21 protein-coding genes are annotated in these 23,722 nt (G+C 44.4%); 5 read left to right on the top strand and 16 right to left on the bottom strand.

Translation table 11 applies throughout. The annotated features are described in order from the left end of the window. Nucleotides 1–417 precede the first annotated feature (417 nt). From modC to NX845_RS04115, 4 genes are all read right to left on the bottom strand, one after another. Nucleotides 418–1,524 carry a molybdenum ABC transporter ATP-binding protein ModC gene (gene modC, locus NX845_RS04130; protein WP_260256559.1) on the bottom strand — a complete coding sequence of 369 codons (1,107 nt, stop codon included), beginning with the start codon at nucleotides 1,522–1,524 and terminating at the stop codon, nucleotides 418–420. Next, nucleotides 1,521–2,219, bottom strand: a complete 699-nt coding sequence (modB, locus tag NX845_RS04125; protein ID WP_017082173.1) for a molybdate ABC transporter permease subunit — start codon at nucleotides 2,217–2,219, stop codon at nucleotides 1,521–1,523. Before modB ends, modC begins: the two co-directional genes overlap by 4 nt. Continuing rightward, nucleotides 2,220–2,978 (bottom strand): molybdate ABC transporter substrate-binding protein, encoded by a 759-nt coding sequence (gene modA, locus NX845_RS04120; RefSeq protein WP_017095727.1) that lies wholly within the window; start codon nucleotides 2,976–2,978, stop codon nucleotides 2,220–2,222. A gap of 112 nt (nucleotides 2,979–3,090) precedes the next feature. Then, nucleotides 3,091–4,557, bottom strand: coding sequence for a cobyric acid synthase (locus NX845_RS04115; protein ID WP_260256558.1), 1,467 nt, complete (start codon nucleotides 4,555–4,557; stop codon nucleotides 3,091–3,093). Between the two features lie 296 nt (nucleotides 4,558–4,853). Between NX845_RS04115 and NX845_RS04110 the strand changes: the two genes are divergently transcribed. After that, nucleotides 4,854–5,249, top strand: coding sequence for a YgiW/YdeI family stress tolerance OB fold protein (locus tag NX845_RS04110; RefSeq protein ID WP_102494958.1), 396 nt, complete (start codon nucleotides 4,854–4,856; stop codon nucleotides 5,247–5,249). 99 nt (nucleotides 5,250–5,348) lie between these two features. Further along, nucleotides 5,349–5,873: a hypothetical protein gene (locus tag NX845_RS04105; RefSeq protein ID WP_017087055.1), complete on the top strand. Its 525-nt coding sequence runs from the start codon at nucleotides 5,349–5,351 to the stop codon at nucleotides 5,871–5,873. A 168-nt stretch (nucleotides 5,874–6,041) separates the two neighbouring features. Here NX845_RS04105 and NX845_RS04100 read toward each other — a convergent pair whose 3' ends face one another. The 5 genes from NX845_RS04100 to nrdD form a co-directional block, all read right to left on the bottom strand. Next, entirely contained in the window at nucleotides 6,042–7,649 is a 1,608-nt protein-coding gene (locus tag NX845_RS04100) for an ABC-F family ATPase (protein ID WP_076648427.1), read from the bottom strand. Between the two features lie 324 nt (nucleotides 7,650–7,973). After that, nucleotides 7,974–8,660 (bottom strand): RimK/LysX family protein, encoded by a 687-nt coding sequence (locus NX845_RS04095; RefSeq protein ID WP_260256557.1) that lies wholly within the window; start codon nucleotides 8,658–8,660, stop codon nucleotides 7,974–7,976. An 11-nt stretch (nucleotides 8,661–8,671) separates the two neighbouring features. After that, nucleotides 8,672–9,856, bottom strand: coding sequence for an amino acid aminotransferase (locus NX845_RS04090; protein ID WP_004731055.1), 1,185 nt, complete (start codon nucleotides 9,854–9,856; stop codon nucleotides 8,672–8,674). 266 nt (nucleotides 9,857–10,122) lie between these two features. Then, a complete protein-coding gene (gene nrdG, locus NX845_RS04085; protein ID WP_102445858.1) occupies nucleotides 10,123–10,590 on the bottom strand; it encodes an anaerobic ribonucleoside-triphosphate reductase-activating protein in 468 nt (155 codons plus the stop codon). A gap of 173 nt (nucleotides 10,591–10,763) precedes the next feature. Beyond that, nucleotides 10,764–12,884 carry an anaerobic ribonucleoside-triphosphate reductase gene (gene nrdD, locus NX845_RS04080; protein WP_065682513.1) on the bottom strand — a complete coding sequence of 707 codons (2,121 nt, stop codon included), beginning with the start codon at nucleotides 12,882–12,884 and terminating at the stop codon, nucleotides 10,764–10,766. A gap of 303 nt (nucleotides 12,885–13,187) precedes the next feature. On the opposite strand from nrdD, the gene NX845_RS04075 reads away from it, so the two are divergent. Then, entirely contained in the window at nucleotides 13,188–14,066 is an 879-nt protein-coding gene (locus NX845_RS04075) for an endonuclease/exonuclease/phosphatase family protein (RefSeq protein ID WP_108189733.1), read from the top strand. A 156-nt stretch (nucleotides 14,067–14,222) separates the two neighbouring features. On the opposite strand, the gene NX845_RS04070 is transcribed toward NX845_RS04075, so the two are convergent. From NX845_RS04070 to NX845_RS04050, 5 genes are all read right to left on the bottom strand, one after another. After that, nucleotides 14,223–14,654: a YeeE/YedE family protein gene (locus NX845_RS04070; RefSeq protein ID WP_017090406.1), complete on the bottom strand. Its 432-nt coding sequence runs from the start codon at nucleotides 14,652–14,654 to the stop codon at nucleotides 14,223–14,225. Then, on the bottom strand, nucleotides 14,654–15,130 hold the full coding sequence (locus NX845_RS04065; protein ID WP_260256556.1) for a YeeE/YedE family protein: 477 nt from the start codon (nucleotides 15,128–15,130) through the stop codon (nucleotides 14,654–14,656). The genes NX845_RS04070 and NX845_RS04065 overlap by 1 nt, the downstream gene beginning before the upstream one ends. Nucleotides 15,131–15,357: 227 nt before the next feature. Further along, complete coding sequence (locus NX845_RS04060) at nucleotides 15,358–16,590, bottom strand: glycosyltransferase family 4 protein (protein ID WP_260256555.1); 1,233 nt, start codon at nucleotides 16,588–16,590, stop codon at nucleotides 15,358–15,360. A 99-nt stretch (nucleotides 16,591–16,689) separates the two neighbouring features. Continuing rightward, the gene (locus tag NX845_RS04055) at nucleotides 16,690–17,154 is read right to left on the bottom strand and encodes a GNAT family N-acetyltransferase (protein WP_065682508.1); all 465 of its coding nucleotides are present in this window, start codon (nucleotides 17,152–17,154) and stop codon (nucleotides 16,690–16,692) included. A 51-nt stretch (nucleotides 17,155–17,205) separates the two neighbouring features. Then, nucleotides 17,206–18,303: a ketoacyl-ACP synthase III gene (locus NX845_RS04050; RefSeq protein ID WP_017082164.1), complete on the bottom strand. Its 1,098-nt coding sequence runs from the start codon at nucleotides 18,301–18,303 to the stop codon at nucleotides 17,206–17,208. 122 nt (nucleotides 18,304–18,425) lie between these two features. Here NX845_RS04050 and trxC point away from each other — a divergent pair, with 122 nt between their 5' ends. Continuing rightward, complete coding sequence (trxC, locus tag NX845_RS04045) at nucleotides 18,426–18,860, top strand: thioredoxin TrxC (protein ID WP_004731082.1); 435 nt, start codon at nucleotides 18,426–18,428, stop codon at nucleotides 18,858–18,860. Nucleotides 18,861–19,041: 181 nt separating this feature from the next. On the opposite strand, the gene NX845_RS04040 is transcribed toward trxC, so the two are convergent. Both NX845_RS04040 and NX845_RS04035 read right to left on the bottom strand, forming a co-directional pair. Next, entirely contained in the window at nucleotides 19,042–20,691 is a 1,650-nt protein-coding gene (locus NX845_RS04040; RefSeq protein ID WP_215514895.1) for a GMC family oxidoreductase, read from the bottom strand. After that, entirely contained in the window at nucleotides 20,684–22,285 is a 1,602-nt protein-coding gene (locus NX845_RS04035; RefSeq protein WP_215514894.1) for a long-chain fatty acid--CoA ligase, read from the bottom strand. Before NX845_RS04035 ends, NX845_RS04040 begins: the two co-directional genes overlap by 8 nt. 303 nt (nucleotides 22,286–22,588) lie before the next feature. On the opposite strand from NX845_RS04035, the gene NX845_RS04030 reads away from it, so the two are divergent. Beyond that, nucleotides 22,589–23,614 carry an AraC family transcriptional regulator gene (locus NX845_RS04030; RefSeq protein ID WP_260256554.1) on the top strand — a complete coding sequence of 342 codons (1,026 nt, stop codon included), beginning with the start codon at nucleotides 22,589–22,591 and terminating at the stop codon, nucleotides 23,612–23,614. Nucleotides 23,615–23,722 lie beyond the last annotated feature (108 nt).

Raw genomic sequence — 23,722 nt, 5'->3', positions numbered from 1 at the left:
CATGCGGCTTTTTTGTACCTGCAGCTTTTTCTGTTCGTTGCTTGAGAGCTTCGCTCACCATATGTTTGTGTTTTTGCCACTGAAGCTCTTGTCAGTGTCGCTTTTGACATTCGACAAATAAGCAATATGCCTTAACACTCATACAGTGTGGCGCAAAACTGGCAGTTATACCGTAAAAAAATGACGCATGTATCCATTCATGGAATCAAGATCAATATTCATATCGCGGACAAGTATTCATATTGCAGACAAGCATCACACTCGCTCGCAAGCAGCAAGCATCAAGCATCAAGCATCAAGCATCACTGACAAACGTTAGACTCGCTGACAAGCAGTAAGCATCACTGAAAAGCAATAAACATAGAAAAGACAATGATCGAATTTATTTCACTCATTGCCTCAAAGGTCGTGCTCGAATCAGTGCGTGACGGCAATATCTCGCTGAGCGACACTCACGCCTTTAATTTGAGCGTAGACTTGCTGACCGATTTCCAAACTCAACTCGTCCAGAGCCCACAAGGTTATAGTGGCCCACAAGTAACAACCAGGCTCTAGCTCCAGTTCTACTGCAACACTCTGCTTGTTTGAGCCTTGCTGGTGCGTCTCTACGCTTTTAATGGTCACAGGGAGGATATTACGTATAGAAGTGCCTTGCGGCTGTTCTAGCGTGATAGAGACATCATTTGCCCTAACTTGTAACCTTACCGCAGCTCCAATGTCGCTCGACACCTTCTGAACCCATAACGATGTCGATTTACCAAGCTTCAGTCGAGATAACGCGTAATCGTCATTGTGCTCAGCCAACGTCCCCTCAAACAATGAACTTTGTTCTGAGAATGATTGCCACGGTTGCATAGCTCTCGAAGCCCACACTTCTTCCGTCACACCCGACGAAATGACTTTACCTTGCTCTATGATCACAAGGTGATTCGCTAAGCGTAGGATCTCATTAAGGCTGTGCGTCACGTAGATGATTGGAATATTCACTGTTTCAGAGAGGTTTTCCAGAAACGGCATCACTTCACGCTTACGAGGTAAGTCGAGAGAGGCCAATGGCTCATCCATCAACAAAATACTCGGCTTAGACAACAAAGCACGTCCAATTGCCACACGTTGCTTCTCACCGCCAGACAGGCGAGCTGGATAGCGATCAAGCAATGAGCCCAAAGACAACAGCGAGACTATTTGCTCAAAGTGCGCTTTGTCAGCACCTTTCATGCCGTACTTAAGATTCGCCGCGACTTTCATGTGCGGGAACAATCGCGATTCTTGGAACACATAACCAACGTTGCGTTTGTGGGTTGGCAAATTAATGCCATTACGACTATCAAACAGAATGGTTCCAGAAACGCTGATCAAGCCTTTGTCTGGCTGTTTAAGGCCACTAATCGCATTGATAAGAGAAGTTTTCCCCGCACCAGAACGACCAAAAATCGCTGTAATTCCGCTGCTAGGGAGTTCTAAGTCGATATCGAAAAAGGTTTCACCCAACTGTTGCTGATATTGGAGGATCAAAGCACTCATGCATTTCCTCCCAAGCGTTTTGCTGACTTTTTGTTGAGCCACTCAGATAGCATTAATGAACCAAGCGCTATCACAATTGAAATGACACACAAACGCGCCGCTTCCATCTCCGCGCCAGGGGTTTCGATAAAGGTATACATGGCCAATGGAATGGTTTGAGTTTCACCGGGAATATTTGAAACAAAACTGATGGTCGCACCAAACTCACCTAGGCTTCTTGCGAATGAAAGCATGGTGCCGGTAATGATCCCAGGGATCATCAAAGGTAAAGTGATGGTGAAAAACACACGAAGAGGTGAAGCGCCCAATGTGGCTGCGGCCTCTTCCAGTTTACTGTCTACGGTTTCTAGGCTCAGGCGAATAGAGCGAACCATCAATGGCAGCGCGACAGCAACACACGCGAGTGCCGCGCCCTTCCAGCTAAAACTGAATACGATACCAAACACGTCATTAAGCCAAGAGCCAATAACGCCTTGTCTGCCCATCATCACTAGCAACAAGTAACCGATGACCACAGGTGGAAGCACCAAAGGCAAATGGACAATACTTTCTACAATGCTTTTGCCCACAAATTGTTTCTTAGCAAGCAACCATGCCAAGCCGATGCCGATAGGAATAAGCCACAATATGGCAAACCCAGCGACTTTCAAGCTCAGCATTAAGGCTTGGTATTCGTATTCCGATAAATACATCATTTAACGCACTTCAAATCCAAAACTGTTCAAGGTGTCCTTCGCTTTTTCGCTATTTAGGAAAGTATAAAACTCTTCTGCGACGACTTTATCGCTCAACTTCGCTACAGGGTAACGTATTGGCGTATGTAAATTTGATGGGAACGTCGACACGAGGTTCACTTCTTTAGAAAGCAACGCATCTGTTTTGTAAACAATGCCAAGCTTAGCTTCACTACGTTCTACCAAAGCCAATGCCATACGAACATTGTTACTTGGTGCCAATCGAGTCTTCACATCGTCCCAGACACCTAACGTTTCTAGCGCTTCTTTCGCATAGATACCCGCAGGAACCGACATGGTGTTGCCAACCGCAAGTCTTTCATTCGTTAGCAGTTTAGCCCATTGGTCACCGTTTGAGAGATCTAAAGATATTGGCGACTCTTTCGGGGAAATCAACACCAGTTCGTTTTCGCACAAGTTTGTGACATTGTCACTAGAAACCAATTGACGATCGACTAAATGCGTCATCCATTTTTCGTTTGCCGAGATAAAGATGTCTGCTGGCGCGCCTCTTTCGATTTGGCGTACCAAAGATGACGTGCTCGCATAGACTGGAATAACATCGACAGAATGATCTTTCTCAAACTCTTTGACCAACAAGTTAACCGCATTCGTCATCGACGATGCAGCGTAAACTCGTAGCTTTTCCGCAGCCAAAAGATGACTAGAACTCAATGCCGATGTTAAGGCGATGGTTAAAAGGATGACTCGCTTTTTCATTGTGATCACTTATCTATTATTCGTTTCAGTTCTTGAGATCGCTTTTAAGTCAGACTCAACGGTTTAACGAAAGCTAAAGCTATTAACTCAGCTAAAGCTTTTAAATTCAGACCTAAATGGTTAATTCAGGCCAAAGCAAGTCAAGATTTAAATACTCTTCGATGGCATCAGCGATTCGATTGATACCCAGCTCTTTAAGCTGTTCATGGTCAATCGCTGTTACATCGTTGGCTCCTGCCCATTCGCAAATAAGCGACAACGCATCGCTGTTATCGAATACGCCATGCAGGTAAGTACCAAAAATCGAGTTATCTTGATTCACAGCGCCATCAAGGCAGCCTGATTCTAACTGAACCGGTAATGCTATTTCTTTGACATCAGTCCTACCTACGTGGATCTCATACCCTTTTACTTGTGCTGTTTTACCATCAAGTGTCATGGTGCCGCGCACGTTTGTTAAGGTTTTCTGTTGTGTTAGCGTCGTTTCAGTATCCAGATATCCTAAACCTTCGCTGCTTCCTGGCTCACCTTCAACGCCATCTGGATCGTGGATGATATTTCCTAGCATCTGGTAACCACCACAAATACCCATCACTTTGCCGCCCAAGCGTAAATGACGCTGAATATCTTTATCCCAGCCTTGTTGTTTTAGGTAATCCAAATCTGCTCTTACCGATTTTGTACCCGGCAAGATAATCAAATCTGCATTGTTTACACGTTCACCTTTACCGACATAACGTAAATCAATGGAAGGATTAAGTCTTAACGCGTCGAAGTCCGTATGGTTGCTGATTCGGGTTAGCACTGGCACCACGACTTTAAGTTTAGCTTCTCCGTCAGACTCTTGGGCTGAGGTAATGGCATCTTCCGCTTCTAGGTTAAAACCATGCAGATATGGCAATACACCAATCACAGGCTTGCCGGTTTTCTCTTCTAACCAATCAAGTCCAGATTCAAGCAGCGCGATATCGCCTCTAAAGCGGTTTATCACAAAGCCTTTTACGCGAGCTTGTTCAGATTCAGATAACAACTCTAATGTGCCGTAGAGGTGCGCAAAAACGCCACCACGGTCAATATCGGCAACGATGATCACTGGGATGTCCGCTTTCTCGGCAAATCCCATGTTAGCGATATCATTTTCGCGAAGATTGATTTCGGCTGGGCTACCCGCACCTTCAATCATCACGCTTTCATATTCTTCAGAAAGTCGGTCAAACGAATCAATAACCGTATCCATCGCCACTTTCTTGTAATCATGATAGCCCGTAGCTTCCATATTACTGATCGCTCGGCCTTGCAGAATAACTTGTGCGCCAGTATCTGAATTGGGTTTTAGCAATACCGGATTCATGTGAACAGTGGGTTCAATGTTACAAGCTTGCGCCTGAACGGCTTGAGCGCGGCCAATTTCGCCGCCATCTTTTGTCACCGCACTGTTTAACGCCATGTTTTGTGGCTTAAAAGGTGCCACTTTGATTCCTTTCCTTGCCAAAACACGGCATAAACCTGCCACCAAAACACTTTTTCCGGCATCTGACGTTGTTCCTTGAACCATAAGGGCGTTTAACGGTGATCGCATCTGTACTTAAATCCTTAATTTCTTAATTTCTTAATTTCTTAATTTTCAATTTATAGCTGTAGGCAATATTTCTCTGCCTCCATCTTAACGTCATTGCCGAGTAGATGCTCAATAAAATGAATGGAAAATGAATGTGTTACTCACTCTGGATTCAACCCCAGTGTTGTTTAATAGCTCCATCGAAACGAAGCTTATGAACGATAAGCAGCGCATCAACAAATAAAACGTACTAACGAAAAGAAACGTTTCAAATTCAGAAAAACGTTTCTACTAAAAACAACATTAAGGGATTCACCATGAAAAAAACTGTATTAGCTATCGCATCTACTATTATCCTTGCCCCTACTTTCGCAATGGCTAGTGACCACCACAGCAACAACAGCAATAGCAATAGCAAGCACGAGAGCGCTATCGCTTACACAGGGCCGATTGAAACCGTTTCTGTTGCGACACTACTTGCAGACACAAGCATGTTCGCAGAGCAAGAAGCGATTGTAGATGGCAAGATTGTTCGTCAGCTAAAGAATGATACATTTGTCTTCTCTGATGGACAGAGTGAAATTCAAATCGAATTGGATGATGATATCCGCCTAGCACAACCGCTAACTGCTGATACTAAAGTACGTATCTTCGGCGAATACGAAGGCGGCAAGACACCGGAAATCGAAGTGGATCATATCCAAGTTCTATAAGCGATAAATATAAAACATACTGACTTCAAATAATTGGCCTGCATATTGCAGGCTTTTTTGTATTATACTGCCGAAAAATACAATTTATATGGAGTCACCATGCTAGGTTGCACGAATAAGACTGTCCTTTTAGGACTAGCTGCACTGTGTTCATTCTCTGCGTCTGCAAACAACTTTAACTACAACACATTCGAGCTACGCATGGGGGCTAGCCCTAGTACGTTTGGTGGTGAGTTCACAACACTATTTACTCAAAATGCTCATTTTATCGGTCGTATTGATAGTGGTTTCGAAAGTGACTGGGATGCTGCAGCTGGTGTTGGCTTTAATGGTCCGATTGGACAGTTTGCCGATATCTATGGCCAGATGCTGTTACACAACATCGAGCGAAACGATGAAAACGACATTAAAACGGAAGTAAACATCGGCGTAAAAGCCTGGATCATTGCAAATGTTGAAGTCAACGCACGCCTTGGTCAACTGATTGATAACGATAACAGCAACTCAATTGTTGGTTTTGGTGCTCGTTTTCACTCAACCGATCAACTTTCTGTTGGTGTAGATCTGCGAAACAACGGTACTTATGGCCATCAAATCTTAATGTCTGCTCGATTCGGCTTCTAAACTGAATTAGCTGCCTAGGTGTTATTGATAAGCTAAGGTTTCGTCACTAAGTAATAAATAGCTGTACAAATTACATAGAAAAGCCCCGAACACATTAATGTTCGGGGCTTTTTTGTTTGTTAGTTTCGCTGGCTTTTAGTCGTTCACGCCCTAAGCCAGCGACTTACTTTATAAATTAACCATCAGCATCTTTTTCTGATGATCTAAGTACTCTTCATAAGTACCTTGGAAACTAACCAATTGCTTGTCTTTCACATCAATAACGTGTGTCGCCAAAGAAGAAACGAACTCACGGTCATGGCTTACGAAGATAAGTGTGCCAGTGTAAACCTTCAACGCATCGTTAAGCGCTTGAATTGCTTCCATGTCCATGTGGTTCGTTGGTTCGTCCATTACCAGCACGTTGATGTCTTGCATCATTAGCTTGCCGAATAACAGACGGTTCTTCTCACCACCTGAACAGTTACGCGCTTTCTTGTTCGCGTCATCAGCAGTAAACAATAGACGACCTAGAATGCCACGTACCATAAGGTCATCGTGCTTCACTGTGCGCCATTGAGAGATCCAATCGAAGATGCTCAGGTCGTTGTCAAAGTCAGTCGTGCTATCTTGTGGGCAGTAGCCTACCGATGCGTTTTCAGACCATTTAACGATACCTTCGTTTTGCTCTAGTTCTTGAACTAGGCAACGTAGCAGCGTGGTTTTACCCACACCGTTCTCACCGATAACAGCAAGACGTGTGCCCGCTTCAAGCAGCAAGTTGCCACCAGCAAACAGTGTTTCGCCATCGAAGCCGTGACTAAGCTCTTTAAGTTCAAGCGCTTGACGGTGCAATTTCTTGCCTTCACCAAAATCAATTGATGGGCTCATACGGCTCGATGATTTCACTTCATCAAGCGTGATTTTGTCCATTTTCTTAGCACGTGAACTTGCTTGCTTCGCTTTAGATGCGTTTGCACCAAAACGGTTAACGAAATCTTGAAGTTCGCTAATTTCAGCCGCTTTCTTAGCGTTGTTTGCTAGAAGTTGGTCACGAATCAAACCAGAAGCTTCTAGGAAGTACTCGTAGTTACCAGGGTAAACACGTAGCTCACCGTAGTCGATATCAGCCATGTGCGTACACACAGAGTTCAGGAAGTGTCTATCATGCGAAATGATGATCATTGTACATTTACGCTGGTTTAGCTCTTCAGCAAGCCAGTTGATCGTGTGAATGTCCAAGTTGTTGGTTGGTTCATCAAGAAGCAGAATATCTGGGTTTGCAAATAGAGCTTGCGCCAGAAGCACACGCAGTTTCCAACCTGGAGCAACTTGCTGCATTAGGCCGAAATGGAACTCTTCTTCGATACCCGCTTGAATTAGGATATCACCTGCACGGCTTTCAGCTGTGTAGCCATCCATTTCAGCGAATTCACTTTCAAGTTCAGCGACTTTCATACCATCGTCTTCGCTCATTTCTGGCAAAGAGTAAATACGGTCACGTTCTTGTTTTACTTCCCACAGTTTTCTGTCACCCATGATCACAACGTCGATAACGCTGTATTGTTCAAAAGCGAACTGATCTTGGCTTAGCACACCCAGCTTTTCTCCTGGAGTGATAGAAACGTTGCCTGAGCTTGGCGTTAATGCACCACTTAGGATTTTCATGAACGTTGACTTGCCGCAACCATTGGCGCCGATCAAACCATAGCGGTTGCCGTTACCAAATTTAGCAGAGATGTTTTCAAACAGCGGCTCTGCGCCAAATTGCATTGTGATGTTCGCGGTAGATATCAAAGAACTAATTCCTAAGCGTGTACTGACAGATAATTATTAGGCTATTTCAAGAACCTAAATAAGAAGTACGAAAGTATGGATTAAACAAAAATCGAAGCGCGGATTATATAGAGATCTCGATCACGTTGTCGAGGCCAAACCGTAAACGAATCGTAAACATAGACCATTTAGATGCTTTTCATACGTTATTAACGTGTAAATAGAAAAATCCCCACCAGTTGAACTGACAGGGATTCAATTTATCGATACTAAAAATGTTCTAATCTGATCGCTTTTAAAGCTATCTCTCTTCAAGACTAAAAGGCTTGAGGAAGAGATGTATCGTTATTTAGTAATTTTCTTTTGAACGTACTTTTGGCTTACATCCACTACCGCAACATCTCTAAAGAAGCTTCTACCCAATAGAATAGGGAAAGAAAGATGCGTTCGGTCTGCTAACGTAAACTCAGTTTTGTCTTTCAGATCGCCGATTTGAATTGAAGCTACGACAACAGCACGTCGTTGTGTGCCTTCCGCGCTCGACTGCTTGATCTTAACCCAACGCTCTACCGGTAAACTGATCTCTTTGGTTGTGATACCGTCATGTTCAATTTTAAACTTAACCCAGTCTTTTCCGTCACGCTCAAAATCAACGATATCTACAGCACTGATCGAAGATGTTGTTGCGCCTGTATCAATACGAGCTTTAAATGCTTCTTTCAAACCAGGAACAAACACCCACTCTTCTTCACCAAGAATCAGTTTTCCATCATCCGTTTTTAACGGTTTTGCTGGTGGCTTTTCAACTGGCTCAGGTTTAACTTCTGGCTCAGTGGGTTTTACTTCTTCAGGCTTCTCTGTAGGTTCCGTTACTTTCTCGCCTTCAGTTGCGTCAGTCTTTGGAGAGTCATCCACAACAGGTTGTTCTACTTGAGGCTTTTGCTCTGGCTCGACAGGAACTTGAGTCGTCGTCGAACAAGCAAACAGGCCACCACTTAGCATTAAAACTACAATCGCTTTCCAATTATACATTCAGTCACCTTTTATTTCGAAACGTTAGCTATCGCTTTAGCTACATAAGGAATATGGGATTCAGAAAGGCCTGCGATATTGATGCGTCCGTCACCAACACCATAGACTCCATATTCCTCACGTAATTGATTCATTTGAGTTTCTTTAAAGCCTAGTACACTAAACATACCTTTATGGCTTTCAATGAAGTCAAAGTGTGACGTGTTGTAAGTATTTCGCAATTCATCACATAAACTTTGGCGCAGATTTAACAAACGTTGCTGCATTTCACTCAATTCTTGCTTCCAAATCGATGTTAGCTCTTGATTCTGAAGAATTGTTTTAACCAACGCGGCACCGTGATCAGGCGGCATCGTGTAAGTTGAACGAGCAAGCGTTAGAAGCTTACCTTTTGCGTTACCAACGTGTTCGCTGTTCTTACCAATCACAATCGCTGCACCCGTTCTTTCACGGTACAAACCGAAGTTTTTTGAACAAGACGTAGTAATCAGCATCTCTTCTACGTTGTTAGCCATATGTTGAAGACCTTTCGCGTCTTCTTCTAGGCCATCGCCAAAGCCTTGGTAGGCAATATCAACGAACGGTAAGAAACCATTCTTCTGAGATAACTTGGTGATTTCCTGCCACGCTTCAAAGTTGATATCCGCACCCGTTGGGTTATGGCAGCAACCATGCAGTAGTACCACGTCTGATGGACCCGCTTTTGAAAGGTCATCCAACATTCTTGCAGTATCAACTTGCTTCGTTTCAGGACTGAAGTAATTGTAGTACCGAACTTTTAAGCCCGCTGCTTCCATCACCGGTTTATGGTTAACGTAGCTTGGGTTTGAGATCCAAACGGTGGTGTCTGGTTGAGAGACTTTCATTAAGTCGCCCAACATACGAAGTGCACCACTTGCACCTGGTGTTTGAATCGCAGCAACGCGATCCATTGCTGAAGTCCCTTTAAGCAGCAGATCAACCATGCTCTGGTTAAACTCTTCACAGCCTGCTAGGCCAACGTAAGCTTTGGTTTTCTGAGTATCGACAACAATGTCTTGAGCCATAGAAACGGCTTTCATGATCGGTGTTTCGCCTTGGTCGTTTTTGTAAACGCCAATGCCTAAATCGACTTTGTCAGTACGAGGATCGCCGCGGTAAGCGACAGAAAGAGATAAAATTGGATCTAAAGTTGGTTTTGGTAGATGTGAAAACATGAAAGTCACAACCCTTTGAAATTCAAGTAATGACCTCCAAGTTATCATTTTATTTACAATTTAAGAAACAGAAATTCATCAAAGTTTTGATTTTTAGGAGATAACTCTAGTTGAATCCAGTGCATCCTAGCAATCCCTACTCCAGATAGTTCAATATTCCATCAATTTACAAATTTAACTACGTCATAAAATAAAAAAGCCTCAGCAGAGGGGCTGAGGCTAACTATTTGTACTAATGTAGTATGTCGTAAATTTACGTTAGTCCACTAAAGCTGGAACCGATGAATGATTTGGTTTGAGCTACCACGCCAATCTAACATTGGATCCGCTTTATCTTGTTCGAAGCGACCATCAATCAAAGTATCTACGTATTCAAGCACTTGCTTCTGTTTATCATCGAGTTCGTCGAGTTCGTAGCCAGTCCACATCCAGATGTCTTTACCTTCACACTCTGCTTTCACACGCTGAACAAGCTTAAGCACTTCAGACACGTTTGCAGGATGCAGAGGATCGCCACCAGAAAGCGATAAACCACGACGCTTGATTCGCGGATCATTGAGATCAGCGATAATTTGGTCTTGCAGTTCTTGAGTAAACAAATGCCCAGAGTCCAATCGTTGCGTCGACTGGTTATAACACCCGCGACACTGGTGCACACAACCCGACACAAACAAAGTGCAGCGTGTTCCTGGGCCATTTACAACGTCGATTGGGTGATATTGATGATAATTCATAAGGCAGTATTGAAACTCATTATTGCTTAATAGTTTGAAGCGAAATGCTGTAAGAACTGAAACAAAAGAATTGGTATCGACATAGCGCCGATACCAATCTTATTTCTTGAAACGTAGCTCTTCTAAGTTAACTCGCTAAAGATCGCAGATCTTAACTAAGATCCTTCGTTAGCTCAAAGGTGCTTCACGCGACGTTTAACTTCTTCTTGCTTACCGAAGTTAAATGGTCGTGCATCTGGGCTACCAAGGTAACCACAAACACGGCGCGTTACCGATACTTTGGTTGAGTCATGGTTGCCACACTTAGGACACGTAAAGCCCTTACTTGTACAGTCGAACTCACCGTTGTAACCACATTCGTAACACTCATCAATCGGCGTGTTGGTGCCGTAGTAAGGAACACGTGTGTAGCTGTAATCCCATACGTTTTCTAGCGCTTCGATGTTCTTCTGCATGTTCGGGAATTCGCCGTAACAGATGAAACCACCGCTAGAGATTTCTGGATAAGGCATCTCGAAATCGATCTTGTCGTATGGGTTCACTTTCTTCTGTACGTCTAAGTGGAAGCTGTTGGTGTAGTAACCACGGTCTGTTACGCCATCAATCACACCAAACTCTTTGGTATCAATGCTGCAGAAACGACTACATAGGTTTTCACTTGGTGTGCCGTATAGGCTGAATGCGTAACCTGTCTCTTTCGTCCAAGATTCCACTTCACGCTTCATGTATTCCACTAACTCAAGCGCTTTAGCACGCATTTCGCCGTCGTCATACAAGTGAACGTCTGTGCCGTAAAGCGCAGTCATTGCTTCGTGGATACCAATGTAGCCAAGAGAAACAGAAGCACGGCCGTTCTTGAATATATCGGCAATAGAGTCGTCTGCTTTCAAACGAACGCCACACGCGCCTTCCATGTATAGGATTGGCGCAACACGCGCTTTCACGTTTTCTAGACGAGAAATACGAGTTTCTAGAGCACGACGAGCCAGCTTCAATTTTTCATCAAGCAGTTCGTAAAACTTAACCATATCTTGCTTCGCGTTAATCGCGATACGTGGCAAGTTCAAGCTAACAACACCTAAGTTGTTACGTCCTTCATGAATCAACTCACCATTTTCTTCATAAGTATTCAAGAAGCTACGGCAACCCATAGGCGTTTTAAATGACCCTGTCACTTCTACTACTTTGTCGTAGTTAAGAATGTCTGGGTACATACGCTTAGACGCACACTCAAGTGCCAATTGCTTGATGTCGTAGTTTGGATCTTGCTTCTGGTGGTTCAAACCATCTTTGATTGCAAACACCAGTTTAGGGAATACCGCTGTTTTGCGGTTCTTACCCAAACCTGCGATACGGTTTTTCAAGATAGATTGCTGAATCAGTTTTGAACCCCAGCTTTCGCCTAGACCAAAACCAAACGTAACGAATGGTGTTTGACCGTTAGCCGTGTGTAGCGTGTTTACTTCGTACTCCAAAGACTGGAACGCGTCGTAACACTCTTTCTCGGTACGAGAGATAGCAAAAGCTTCTGGGCTATGAATGTCCCACTCTTTCGCTAAAGATAAATGCTTCTCGTAGCTCGTCATTACGTAAGGCTCTAGAACCTCATCGATACGGTTAATCGTAGTACCGCCATAGATGTGGCTCGCGACTTGCGCGATGATCTGTGCTGTTACTGCTGTTGCTGTAGAAATAGACTTAGGCGTGTCGATCTCCGCGTTACCCATCTTGAAGCCATGCGTTAACATGCCTTTCAAGTCGATAAGCATACAGTTAAACATTGGGAAGAACGGTGCGTAGTCTAGATCGTGGTAATGAATGTCACCACACTCGTGAGCTTGTACGATGTCACGCGGCAAAATGTGAGTTTTTGCATAGTGTTTAGCCACGATACCCGCCAGCAAGTCACGCTGAGTTGGGATAACTTTACCGTCTTTGTTGGCGTTCTCATTGATCAGATCAACATTGCTCTCTTCGATCAAACCTTCGATCTCACGCGTTAAAGCGCTTTGCTTTTCACGTGCGATGTCGCGGTCATGACGATATTCAATGTAGGCACGAGCCAGAGACTTATAAGGTCCCTGCATTAGCTCGTTCTCGACCAAAGTCTGAATTTCAGAAATATGAACTTCATCGTAGTCTTCGAGCTTCAACTCAACTGCTAATGCCACATTCAGAGCATAAATAGCAATTTCCTTATCGGCTTTGTCTGATGCTGCTTCCACTGCAGCTTGGATACGATCTCTACTGAATGGAGCTCTTGAGCCATCACGCTTGATTACGATTGATTTCACCACTTCTCCTTACTCTTGAGGTATTCACAGACTTATCCACAAACACACTATATAGAGCGATTTATCGTTTAACTAACACTAGATATTGTGGCGTATTTAACGAGAACCACCAACTTTGAGTATTGATTTGGATCAATAAAACGCGCTCGCTGAACAAGATAAATCCAATATTATTACGTGAGTTCTCAAGTCGAAAAGAAACAATGTAACAATAAAAAAACTGCTAAAAAGAGTTGAATTTTTGGTAAGTGTTGTAGGATAACGGCTCAACTATATTGGACACCAAAATTAGGGATATTTGGGATGAAACGACTTCAAAAGTGGGTAATGTTAGCTTGCTTACTCAGTAGCCAGACATTTGCTGAACCTTTGACCATATCCAGTTGGAATATCGAATGGTTATCAACCAACGAGGCTGTGAATAAGTTTTCTTCCAAACGAAACCAAGCAGATTTCGATAAACTCGAACAGTATTTCCAATCCTTAAATGCGGATGTGGTCGCTTTTCAAGAAATCGATGACGTCAATGCCATTCAACGCATCGCTGGCGATCAATACAAAATCTTGATGTCTGATCGTTCATTGCCCAAAAACAGTAACCGACAATTCAAAGAAGTGAACCAATATACGGGCTTCGCGGTTCGTAAAGAAATCACACTCACCGACTACGCTGACTTTCCTCTGGAAACGAGTGCTAACAGCAAGCTCAGATTTGCCAGTTATATGGTTGTGGAAACGGATTCAAATCCAATTCACATGTTGTCAGTGCACTTAAAGGCCGGATGCAGCGGCGCTTACAAGTCGAACCGTGACTGTTCAAGGCTCAAAGACCAAGCTCAACAACTGAATAAGTGGATACAGCAAAGAGAACGTAAAGGCGAAGACTACGCGATTCTGGGCGACTTTAACCATAACCTCTCCTATTCACGAGATTGGATGTGGAAAGATATGGCGCAAAATACCGATGCTCAGTTGGCAACAAGAAAAACTCGAGCAGATTGTAAGGTGCGCTCAAACCGCAACAATCACCGTACACATCAATTTCGTTCGGTGATTGACCATATTGTTGTGAGCAAGTCCTTGGATGCCTCTCCTGCGAAACAAAAGGTATTTGAAACGCAAGATGTTCTGGACTACAAACTCAGTGATCACTGTCCAGTTTCAACAACGATCAAACAGTAAGTTATAGATAACTGCAGATTGTAGATAAGTGCAAATAATAGAAAACAGTAGATATAGAAAGAGGCTGACTAGCTTTTACTGAAAGCGGGTCAGCCTCTCTGTTTGGTCAGATAAGATCGAATCCTCTCAGCCATGCAATAAATGGTAGGCGTACTGTTAGCAGCTCTTATTGGTTCGACCTGCCAGCCACATCCCCACCAGCATACTTAAGACGAACAGCCATACCGTAGGGTTACCGCCACTAAGGCTGGTTACTGCAGGCCCCGGGCAAAAGCCTGCAATCCCCCAACCTAAACCAAAGGCAGTTGAACCTAGAATCAGCTTTCTGTCGATTAGTGGATTGTTACTGCTATCTAAATGTTCGCCATTGATGGCTTTAGCACGCTTTTTAATGACCAGATGATAAAACGGGGCGAAGATCAATAGCGCGCCACCCATAACGAATGCCAAACTGATGTCCCAGTTACCGGTAATGTCTAAGAAGCCGAGTACCTTGTTAGGATCAACCATGCCTGAAATGATCATGCCAGAGCCAAACAGAATACCTGCGAGCAAGCCAATAACGATAGTAAATGAAGAGTTTTTCATTATGCCCCCAAGCCAATCAGGTTTTGAACCAACACTGTTGCCATCGCGACACCCATAAATACACAGGTTGCGACAATTGAACGTTTAGACAAACGAGCCATTCCGACAATGCCATGACCGCTAGTACAACCGTTCGCCATCTTGGTACCGAAGCCCACCAATAGTCCGGCGATGATAACCACTGCGAAGTTGATCTCTTCTAATTGCGGAAGTTGGTAGCTCGTTGGAATCAATAACCAACCGCTCGCGACCATTCCGGCAACAAAAGCAAGTCGCCAATGTTTTTCGGTTTTCTCTGTGTTGGTGTCCGATCTGGATTCAGATCCTGATTCTAATCTTTTGTTGTTTCTAGACGGCAATAAGCGGCTAACGATTCCGCTGATCCCCGCAACTCGCCCGATCCCCAACATCAGAACAATTGCCGACGCGCCTAGTAGCATGCCACCGAAAAATGCATCCCAAGGTATTAAACTCATCACCGACCTCTCCCATCCACAAACTTAAATTTAACTCGTCGCAACTTTAAATTAGGTCTTACTAATAAACTTAGATTAGAGTTTACTAATAAATATAAATTAGTCAATGCTAATGTAATGGCGTTATGTTTCGATTTGTAAGTTTGGAATTTAAAAGCGTCCCCCATGAAAAAAGCCCCTAGGCGTTAACCTAAGGGCTTATGATTTGATTCGGTTTATTGTGTCAGTTACTTAGTCTTGTTCTTTTCAGCTATCCACTGCGACATGTACTTGGTACTCGCCATGCTGTGGTGCTTGAGCATCGAACCAAAGAAGTTATCCAGTCGATGAGATTCAAGTTCAGACTCTAACGCAGTTAATCGCTCAATCAATGTGTCACCCAGTTGATTCTGCTCGTAGTGCGCTTCAAGGATCGAATGACATTGGCTTTGTGCCTTCAGCCACTTCTCTTCATCTTTATAAAGAGCAACAGCTTGTTCAACAAACTCGTCGATATCGTCTGCAACTGCGCCAGGCCATTGCAACTCACCTTGCGGTAACATGCCTTCACTACCAATTTCGCTCGTCACATTCGGAGTTTGTAGCTTCATCGCATCAAGCAATTTACCTTTAATGCCCGCGCCAAATCGCAGTGGTGCAACACACACACGAGCTTGCTCCATCACTTCTTGAGCGTCTTTAGCCCAACCTTTGATATGGAAACCGGTTTTAGGGTTATGCAAAGCCGTGGCTTTCGGTGGCGGATACGATCCATAAATATGAAGTTCAGTGTCAGGCAGCTGCTTGCGGATCTTCGGCCAAATCTTCTGTAACTGAAGCACGGCATCCCAGTTCGGTGCGTGTCTAAAGTTGCCTATCGTCATGAAATGCTTACGTTCTTCAAAGCTTTTCGTGCTTTCAGGAAGCGTATTAAGATCAACCATGAACGGCAAGTGATGAAGCAGTTTTGGATCGACATTGAACTCAGATTGAAGCAATTCCATTTCATAGCTAGAAATGATCAACGAAAGATCACAGCGTAAAATCGCAGCAATTTCACGTTTAGCCAAGTCACTGTATAAATGCGCTTTGGTCAGTTCCGTCTCTTTCTTAACGGCTTCGTGGCGTGCATTACGTAGAAACTGCAAGTCTTCGGTATCCAATAACTTAAATGCATTCGGACATACCTTCTCCACGCGCCAGCCAAACTGCTCTTCCATCATAAAACGGTCGAACATCACGACATCGGGTTGCAGCTCTTCAATGTACTGGTCAAAGCTGTCGCAATTCAACTGTATAGATTTGCTCGTGATGCCCTCTTCAGAGAGATCAATCATGTGCTCAGTTTCTTGAGCTGGCGTTGCAAATTCAACTGACCAACCTTGCCTCTTAAATAGACGTAAAAGAGACATCATGTGGCAGCCAGCCGCCGATGAATTCGGTTCTGGCCAAACGTAGCCAATTGCTAAAACTTTCTTCAAAACACTTCCTAAGAAATAACAAAAGGGGCGATAGAAGCCCCTAATTAAACGTTAATCGATTTATATCACTGATTATAATGGGTTCTAAGAACTCAGCGATCAGATTCGCTCACCTACATTGCGAGCTATCATAAGCACTTCATCAGCAGAATACAGGTTTGAAATCGTGGTTTCGACTTCAGCGCCTAATGTCGACTGATACAGTTTTTGTGCAAAATTGTCTGCTCTAGTGGTAACCAGAACATGCTTTAGTGCCGAACCTTGCTGCGCTAGCTGCTGCTTCACTTGCGGCAGAGAGTCAAGAATCAGCTTTCTACCCAATCCTTGACCTTGAGCGCTTGGCAAAACAGCAAGTTGTTCTAGTTCTAAAACAGCTTCCGGTCTAAAGCCACTTTTCTGAACCCAAATAATGTAGCCAACAATTTCACCTTCATTTTCTACAACAAAGTTAAGAAAGCGCGGCGCGGCATTTAAGTTACATTGTAACCATTCTTTTGAGTTTTGCTGCCGAACAAAGGCTGCTTGATGAACCGAAGCCGCCCCATCGAGGTCGGCTTTCTTCATAAGACGCACTTTACTCAAAACACTTTACCCATAATACGTCGTTCATTAGCGTTATTCAGTCGCTGAGTTTGGGTGCGTTTTACAGTGTAAAATGGCTCTTTCTAGAAGCTCCAAAGCAGATTTATCGGCCTCAGGAAGTTTAGCGTCCGATTGACCTAGCGGTTCAACGCGGCTGCCCCATTTAATATGGCCAGCACCCCAAGTTAAACCAGCGCCAAATGCCGCAACAAGAATGTTGTTGTTAGGCTTAACGAAACCTTGCTCTAGCGACTCACATAATGCAATTGGCACAGTAGCGGCCGATGTGTTGCCGTAGTTTTGGATGTTAACAAACGCTTTCTCGCGATCAATACCCGCCATATCACACAGAGTTTGGATGATTCGGATGTTGGCTTGGTGCGGGATCACAACGTCGATATTGTCGGTTGAGATACCTGTGCGGCTCAAGACTGTGTGTGCCGCTGCGCCCATGCCTTTCACTGCGCGTTTGAAGATCTCTTTACCAACGAAATCGAAGTCCCAGTAACCGTTGTCAGCCGCAAAGCGGTCCATAGAAGTACCGAATTTTGGTACCGCTAGAATATCGCGGCCTTCGGCGTCACAACCGATTTGAGCTTCTTGTAAACCCACTTGCTCTTCAGTACGTGATAGAACCACAGCGCCAGCGCCGTCACCGAAAAGAACCGCAGTGTCACGCTTGGTCCAATCAATGAAGAATGACAGACGCTCAGCACCCACAACGATGGCGTTGCGGTAATTACCAGCCTGAATCAATCGAGTTGCCGTTTCAACGCCGTAGATGAAGCCAGTACACGCTGCGTTAAGGTCGAAAGCCGCTGCACTCTTAATGCCTAAGTTCTGTTGAACCTTAGATGCGGTATTTGGAATAAGGGAATCTGGGCTGCACGTCGCGATGATCACGAGATCGATATCTTCGGCTGTTAGGCCAGCACACGCCATGGCATGTTTCGCTGCAACAGTCGCTAGCTCAGAGGTATTTACATGACTGATACGACGGTTTTCGATACCAGTTCGAGTTCGAATCCACTCGTCAGACGTATCAATGAAAGTGCTTAGATCATCATTGGACAGCACGGCTGGTGGTAGACACTTTCCCCAGCCAGTAATTTCGGCGTAAAATTTTGTCATCATTTACCTGTTTATTGTTTGTTTTTATTTAAGTATCGTATTCTAGTTTTAAACAGTATAAGCGCTCCGTGCGTGATTCGTAAATCGCGTTAGCAACGGAGTTACAATAAAAAGAGAAAGTTATGTCTACATTCAACACACGATGCCCTTCTTGTAATGGCGTAAACCGAGTTCCTTCAGAAAGAATTTCAGAAAGCCCAACTTGTGGTAAATGCAAAACAGCATTGCTCGATGGCGCTCCCATCGAGGGAACGTCACTTAATTTCCAATCTATCTTGAACAGTTCACAGCCTGTGGTTGTCGATTTCTGGGCGACATGGTGCAACCCATGTGTGGGTTTTGCGCCAGTGTTCAGTGACGTTGCTAAAGAGCGTTCGGGAGATGTTCGATTCGTTAAGATTGATACTGAAGCTCAGCAGCAGCTTGCAGCAATGTATCAAATCAGAAGCATTCCGACCGTGATGGTGTTTAAAGATGGTAAACGTGTCGATACGATTAACGGTGCGTTACCAAAAGGCCAATTTGATCAATGGCTTAATCAAGCTCTAACCAAGTAACACTATTATTTAAGCTATTGGTTAAGCTATTGTTTAAGCTATTGTTTAAGCGATTGATTAAGCGATTTAATTGGCTTTGGCTTTATTCTAAGTAAGCACACAAAAATAGGTTAGAGAGTCTTATCAAATCAAGACTATCTAACCTACTGTTTTATTTATGGTTATCACTTAACTTCTTGAATTAAACCACAGCTTCGCCTTTCGCTTGAATACTAGGTGCTTGCTTACCTAACCCGTATTCCTCTTTGATTTGATCTGCGACTTTTTCAGCAATCATAATGGTTGGCGCGTTGGTGTTTGCCCCAATCAATGTCGGCATCACAGAAGCATCAATGACTCTCAAGTTATCCAATCCATAAACTTTAAGATCGTTATCTACCACAGCTAATAAATCACTGTTAGGGCCCATTTTACAGGTCCCGACCGGGTGATACTGAGTGTCTGCACGATTGCGAATATCTTGCTCGATAGCCTTGTCATCACTGGCGTCCACTGGGTAGAAAGCATTGCCACGGATGTCATCAAACGCCGAACTCTCTAACATTTGATACTGCTTCTTCCAGCCCTTAATCATGATCTCCATATCTTCAGGATGACTGAAAAACGCAGGATCGATCTTGGGAGGATCATATGGATCATTGCTATTGAGCGTTACGCTGCCGTTGCTTTTCGGACGCAACAAGGTGACATGAGAGGTAAAACCATGACTGGTATGGATTTTTCTTGCATGGTCATCGACAACAGCGACCACAAATACAAACTCTAAATCCGGCACGGCGATATGATCTTCGGAACAAAGAAAACCAATCCCCTCTGCAAAATTACTGCTCATCTTGCCACGGCGTTCTTTGTGCCATAGCGGCAGAGCTTTGGTCATTTCAGAGGCCATTTGCAGCGAGATGCCGAAGGTTTCGCGCTTTTCGCTGCATTTGTACGAATGCACTAAGTCGATATGATCTTGCAGGTTCTTGCCCACTCCAGGCAACTCATGAACCTGTTCGATGTCATGCGCCTCCAAATCGTCTTTAGCACCGACACCAGACAGTAATAACAACTGGGGAGAACCAAATGCACCAGCAGATAGAATCACCTCTTTGTTGGATCTGATCTGATAACGCTGTCCGTCCGAACCATATTCAACGCCAACCGCTTTCTTACCTTCAAACAAGACCTTATGCGTGGTGGCTTTAGTAACGACCGTGAGATTCGATCGTGAAAGGTTTGGCGTTAAGTAAGCCTTGGCAGCGCTGCATCGTTCACCATTCAGCTGAGTGACCTGGGTCGGCATCGCCCCAAACTGAGCAGCACCGTTAATGTCCTCGTTACGAGGCACACCTATAGACTCACACGCCGTTAAATAACGTTCCAGCATAGGGCTTGGCGATCTAAGGTTTGCCACATTAAGAGGACCACCTTGACCATGAAACTCATCTTGATGAACTTCGTTGTTTTCGGCTTTCTTGAAGTAAGGCAGACACGAATCATAGCTCCAACCTGTGTTGCCCAAGCTTTCCCATGTATCGTAGTCATAGCGGTGCCCACGAGCGTACATCATGGCATTGATAGAGCTAGACCCACCCAATGTCTTACCTCTCGGCTGATAGCCTCTACGACCATTTAAACCCGGCTGTTCAACGGTTTCGAAAGCCCAATTATTGAGTTTGGTTGGCATCATAGCCACCACGCCAACGGGTGTATGAATGAATGGACTCGTGTCTTTACCGCCCGCTTCTAACAAGCAAACAGTAACATTAGGATCTTCCGACAGCCGAGAAGCCATGACACACCCCGCTGAACCACCGCCAACAACAATAAAATCATAACTATCCATTAGTCATCTCCGCTATTTCTAGTGGGTGCAATTCGCGCTTCAATATTTTGCCGGTTGCTGTCATGGGTAAGGCTTTGCGAATGAAGACCTTACGCGGATATTTGTAATCGGCCAATTGCTCACGACACCATGTAATCAGAGCTGCACTATCACATTGTGTATGTTCGTGAAGCACCACATGAGCGTGAATTTCTTCGCCTAGGCGATCATGATGTTCACCCACAACCGCGACCATTTCGACATCAGGATGACACATCAATACTTCTTCGATTTCGCGCGGATACACGTTGTAACCCCCACGGATGATCATGTCTTTAACGCGGTCAACAATGAACAAGTTGCCGTGCTCATCGGTGCGTCCAATATCTCCTGTTAGGAACCAACCGTCTCTTATCGCTTCTGCTGTCGCCTCTGGCCTTTGATAGTAGCCTTTCATGACACTTGGACTCTTGATGCAGACTTCACCCAATTCACCCATTGCAACAGAGTTGCCTTGTATATCAGTGATCTTGATAAGGTGACCACACAAAGGTTGCCCCACACTGCCAGACAATCGGTCACCATCAATATGATTAAAGGTCGCAACTGGCGCTGTTTCTGATAAACCATAGCCTTCTAATACTGGAAGCTCAAAGCGAGACTCAAACTGTCGAATAACCTCAAGTGGCATAGAAGCACCGCCAGAAACACCCAACCTCAAGCTGTGTTTAACCTGTTCAGAGCGTTTGCTTATTTCTAAACTACTAGAGGACTCTTCTCCCGCCTTTAATAGCGCGATATACATGGTTGGAACGCCCGCAAACACGCTTACTTTATGGTTAATGATCTGTTCGATCACCAGTGACGGTTCGAAACGCGGAATCAACACCATGGTCGACCCTGTTAGCACACTTGCGTTCATCATCACCGTCTGGCCGAAGCTATGGAATAAAGGCAGTGTGGCCATTGTGGTATCGCTGTACTCCAATCGCATTAGATACTGTGACGACATCGCATTGGTTTGCATATTGGTGTGAGAAAGCTCTGCTCCTTTTGGCTGACCTGTCGTACCTGAAGTATAAAGAATCACAGCGGTATCATCACCATGGCAAGCCACAGACTCAAAAGGAATCAAAGGTTGTGCTAACCAGTCAGCGATTGATTCATGCTGCTCGTTTCTTTCTGAAGTCGTTTCTGCGCCGGCTGGGATGGGCATCTCGACAAAGTGTTCACAATGGTTTGCCTGTTCGAAACCTTGTAAGCCATAGCGACCGATGGGCAGCTCTTCACTGCCCTCAAAGCATAAATAGGCTTTAGCGTCCGAATCATTAAGGTGGTAAGCGATCTCTCTTGCTTTAAATAACACGTTCAAAGGCACCACGACGCAGCCTGCTTTTAGAATCCCATAATAGGCAATCGGGAAATACGTGACATTCGGACACGACAACGCGACCTTATCTCCTTTCTTGAGCCCCAGCCTCTTTAAATTAGCGGCGACGTTTCCAGAAAGTTGTTCCAACTGAGAAAAGCTGACTTCATCCGTCCCCATTCGCAGAGCGACTTTATTTCGGAAAAGCGAAGCGCTGCGCTCCAAGTTAACAGCAAGATTGTGCATCCATGATCTCCTTATTCGGCTTAGACCTATTAATCACGGTCACCGTAGACGTTGTTGTATTTTGTTTCGAATATGTTTTTAACCTATGTTCATTTGCTCTTTGCTTTCGTTTCTAATCTATTGTTATTTCGACCCTATGCACACGTGTCCGTGTACGGCTTATTAAATTACAACATTTTGATAACATTCTGCAAAGGTTGCAAAAAGACAAAAAACGGTGATATTCGGACATAATTGCAACACAGCCGACGAAAAGATGTTCGTGGTTAAGATAGAATAAGAACACTCAACAAGAGGCATATTATGGAATACACCGCAGTTTACGAACCGGATATGCAGGCATTTGGTATTCTTGATCTTCAACTATTGTCTCGATATTTTTCATCATCCTTGACGGTCGATACGTTATTGAAAGGCAGTAACATCGATGAGTTCCAGCTCAATACGCCAGATACTCACATCACGCTCGCACAAAAATTAGCGGTGTTCAGTAACGCGCTTGAGAGCTCCAACGTAGAGGGGTTAGGACTAAAAGTTGGACAGGAAGCCCGATTCAGTGATTTTGGTGTATTGGGTTACGCAGTGTTCAGCAGTGAGACACTGTTAGACGCTCTTTTAATGGGCTTCAAATATCTTCGTCTTGCGGGCCCTGTTCTCAAGAAGACCATGTCCGTTGAACATAAAACCGGATACTTTCGCGCAGAACAACTTATCGAGCTCGATTTTTTGTTGCCTTTCTGTTGTGAGTATTGGTTTTCCGCGATTCAAAGTTTGTGTGAAGAAGTGCTGCAACAGCCCTTTCCCTCTCTTGTGATCCGCTTCCCTTACCCTAAACCTTCCTATGGCGATCTCTATCAGGAGATTTTCCGTTGCCGTGTAGAGTTTGATTGCGAGCAGCTTGAGTGGCAGTTCGATGCAACACGCCTATATTCACCTTTACCAACGGCTAACCCAATCACGTTACAAATGTGTTTGAAATCTTGTGACGACATGTTGGCTAGAGTGAGCGCGCCCACCAGCCTTAAAGAGAAGATCTCACAAATGTTTATTGAAAGGCCTGGCTGTTATCCTTCCATTGAGGCGCTATCCACAGAATTAGGAATGTCTTCTAGAACACTACGTAGACACCTTAAAGCTGCAGACACGAGCTATCAGAAAATATTGGATCACGTGCGATTTCACCTCTCTAGGCACTATCTTTCATCGACGCATATGAGTATTGAAGAGATATCTGAGCGCGTTGGGTTTTCGGACAGTGCGAACTTTCGGCACGCCTTTCGTAAGTGGAGCGGAAGCTCTCCAAGGCAATACCGTAAAGAAGTGGTCTAACACGATTAAACGCCCTAAGTTAAAATCTGATGAATACAACGAATCTCTCTCCGTCTTTCAAATTAAATAGTCGTTTGAACAACGCTTTATCGGCTATTTAACCGCAGA

This window comes from Vibrio sp. NC2, from assembly GCF_025195005.1.
GTDB lineage: Bacteria > Pseudomonadota > Gammaproteobacteria > Enterobacterales > Vibrionaceae > Vibrio > Vibrio splendidus.
The sequence above is the reverse complement of the archived record's forward strand: the minus strand, read 5'-3'. Positions and strand labels throughout refer to the sequence as shown.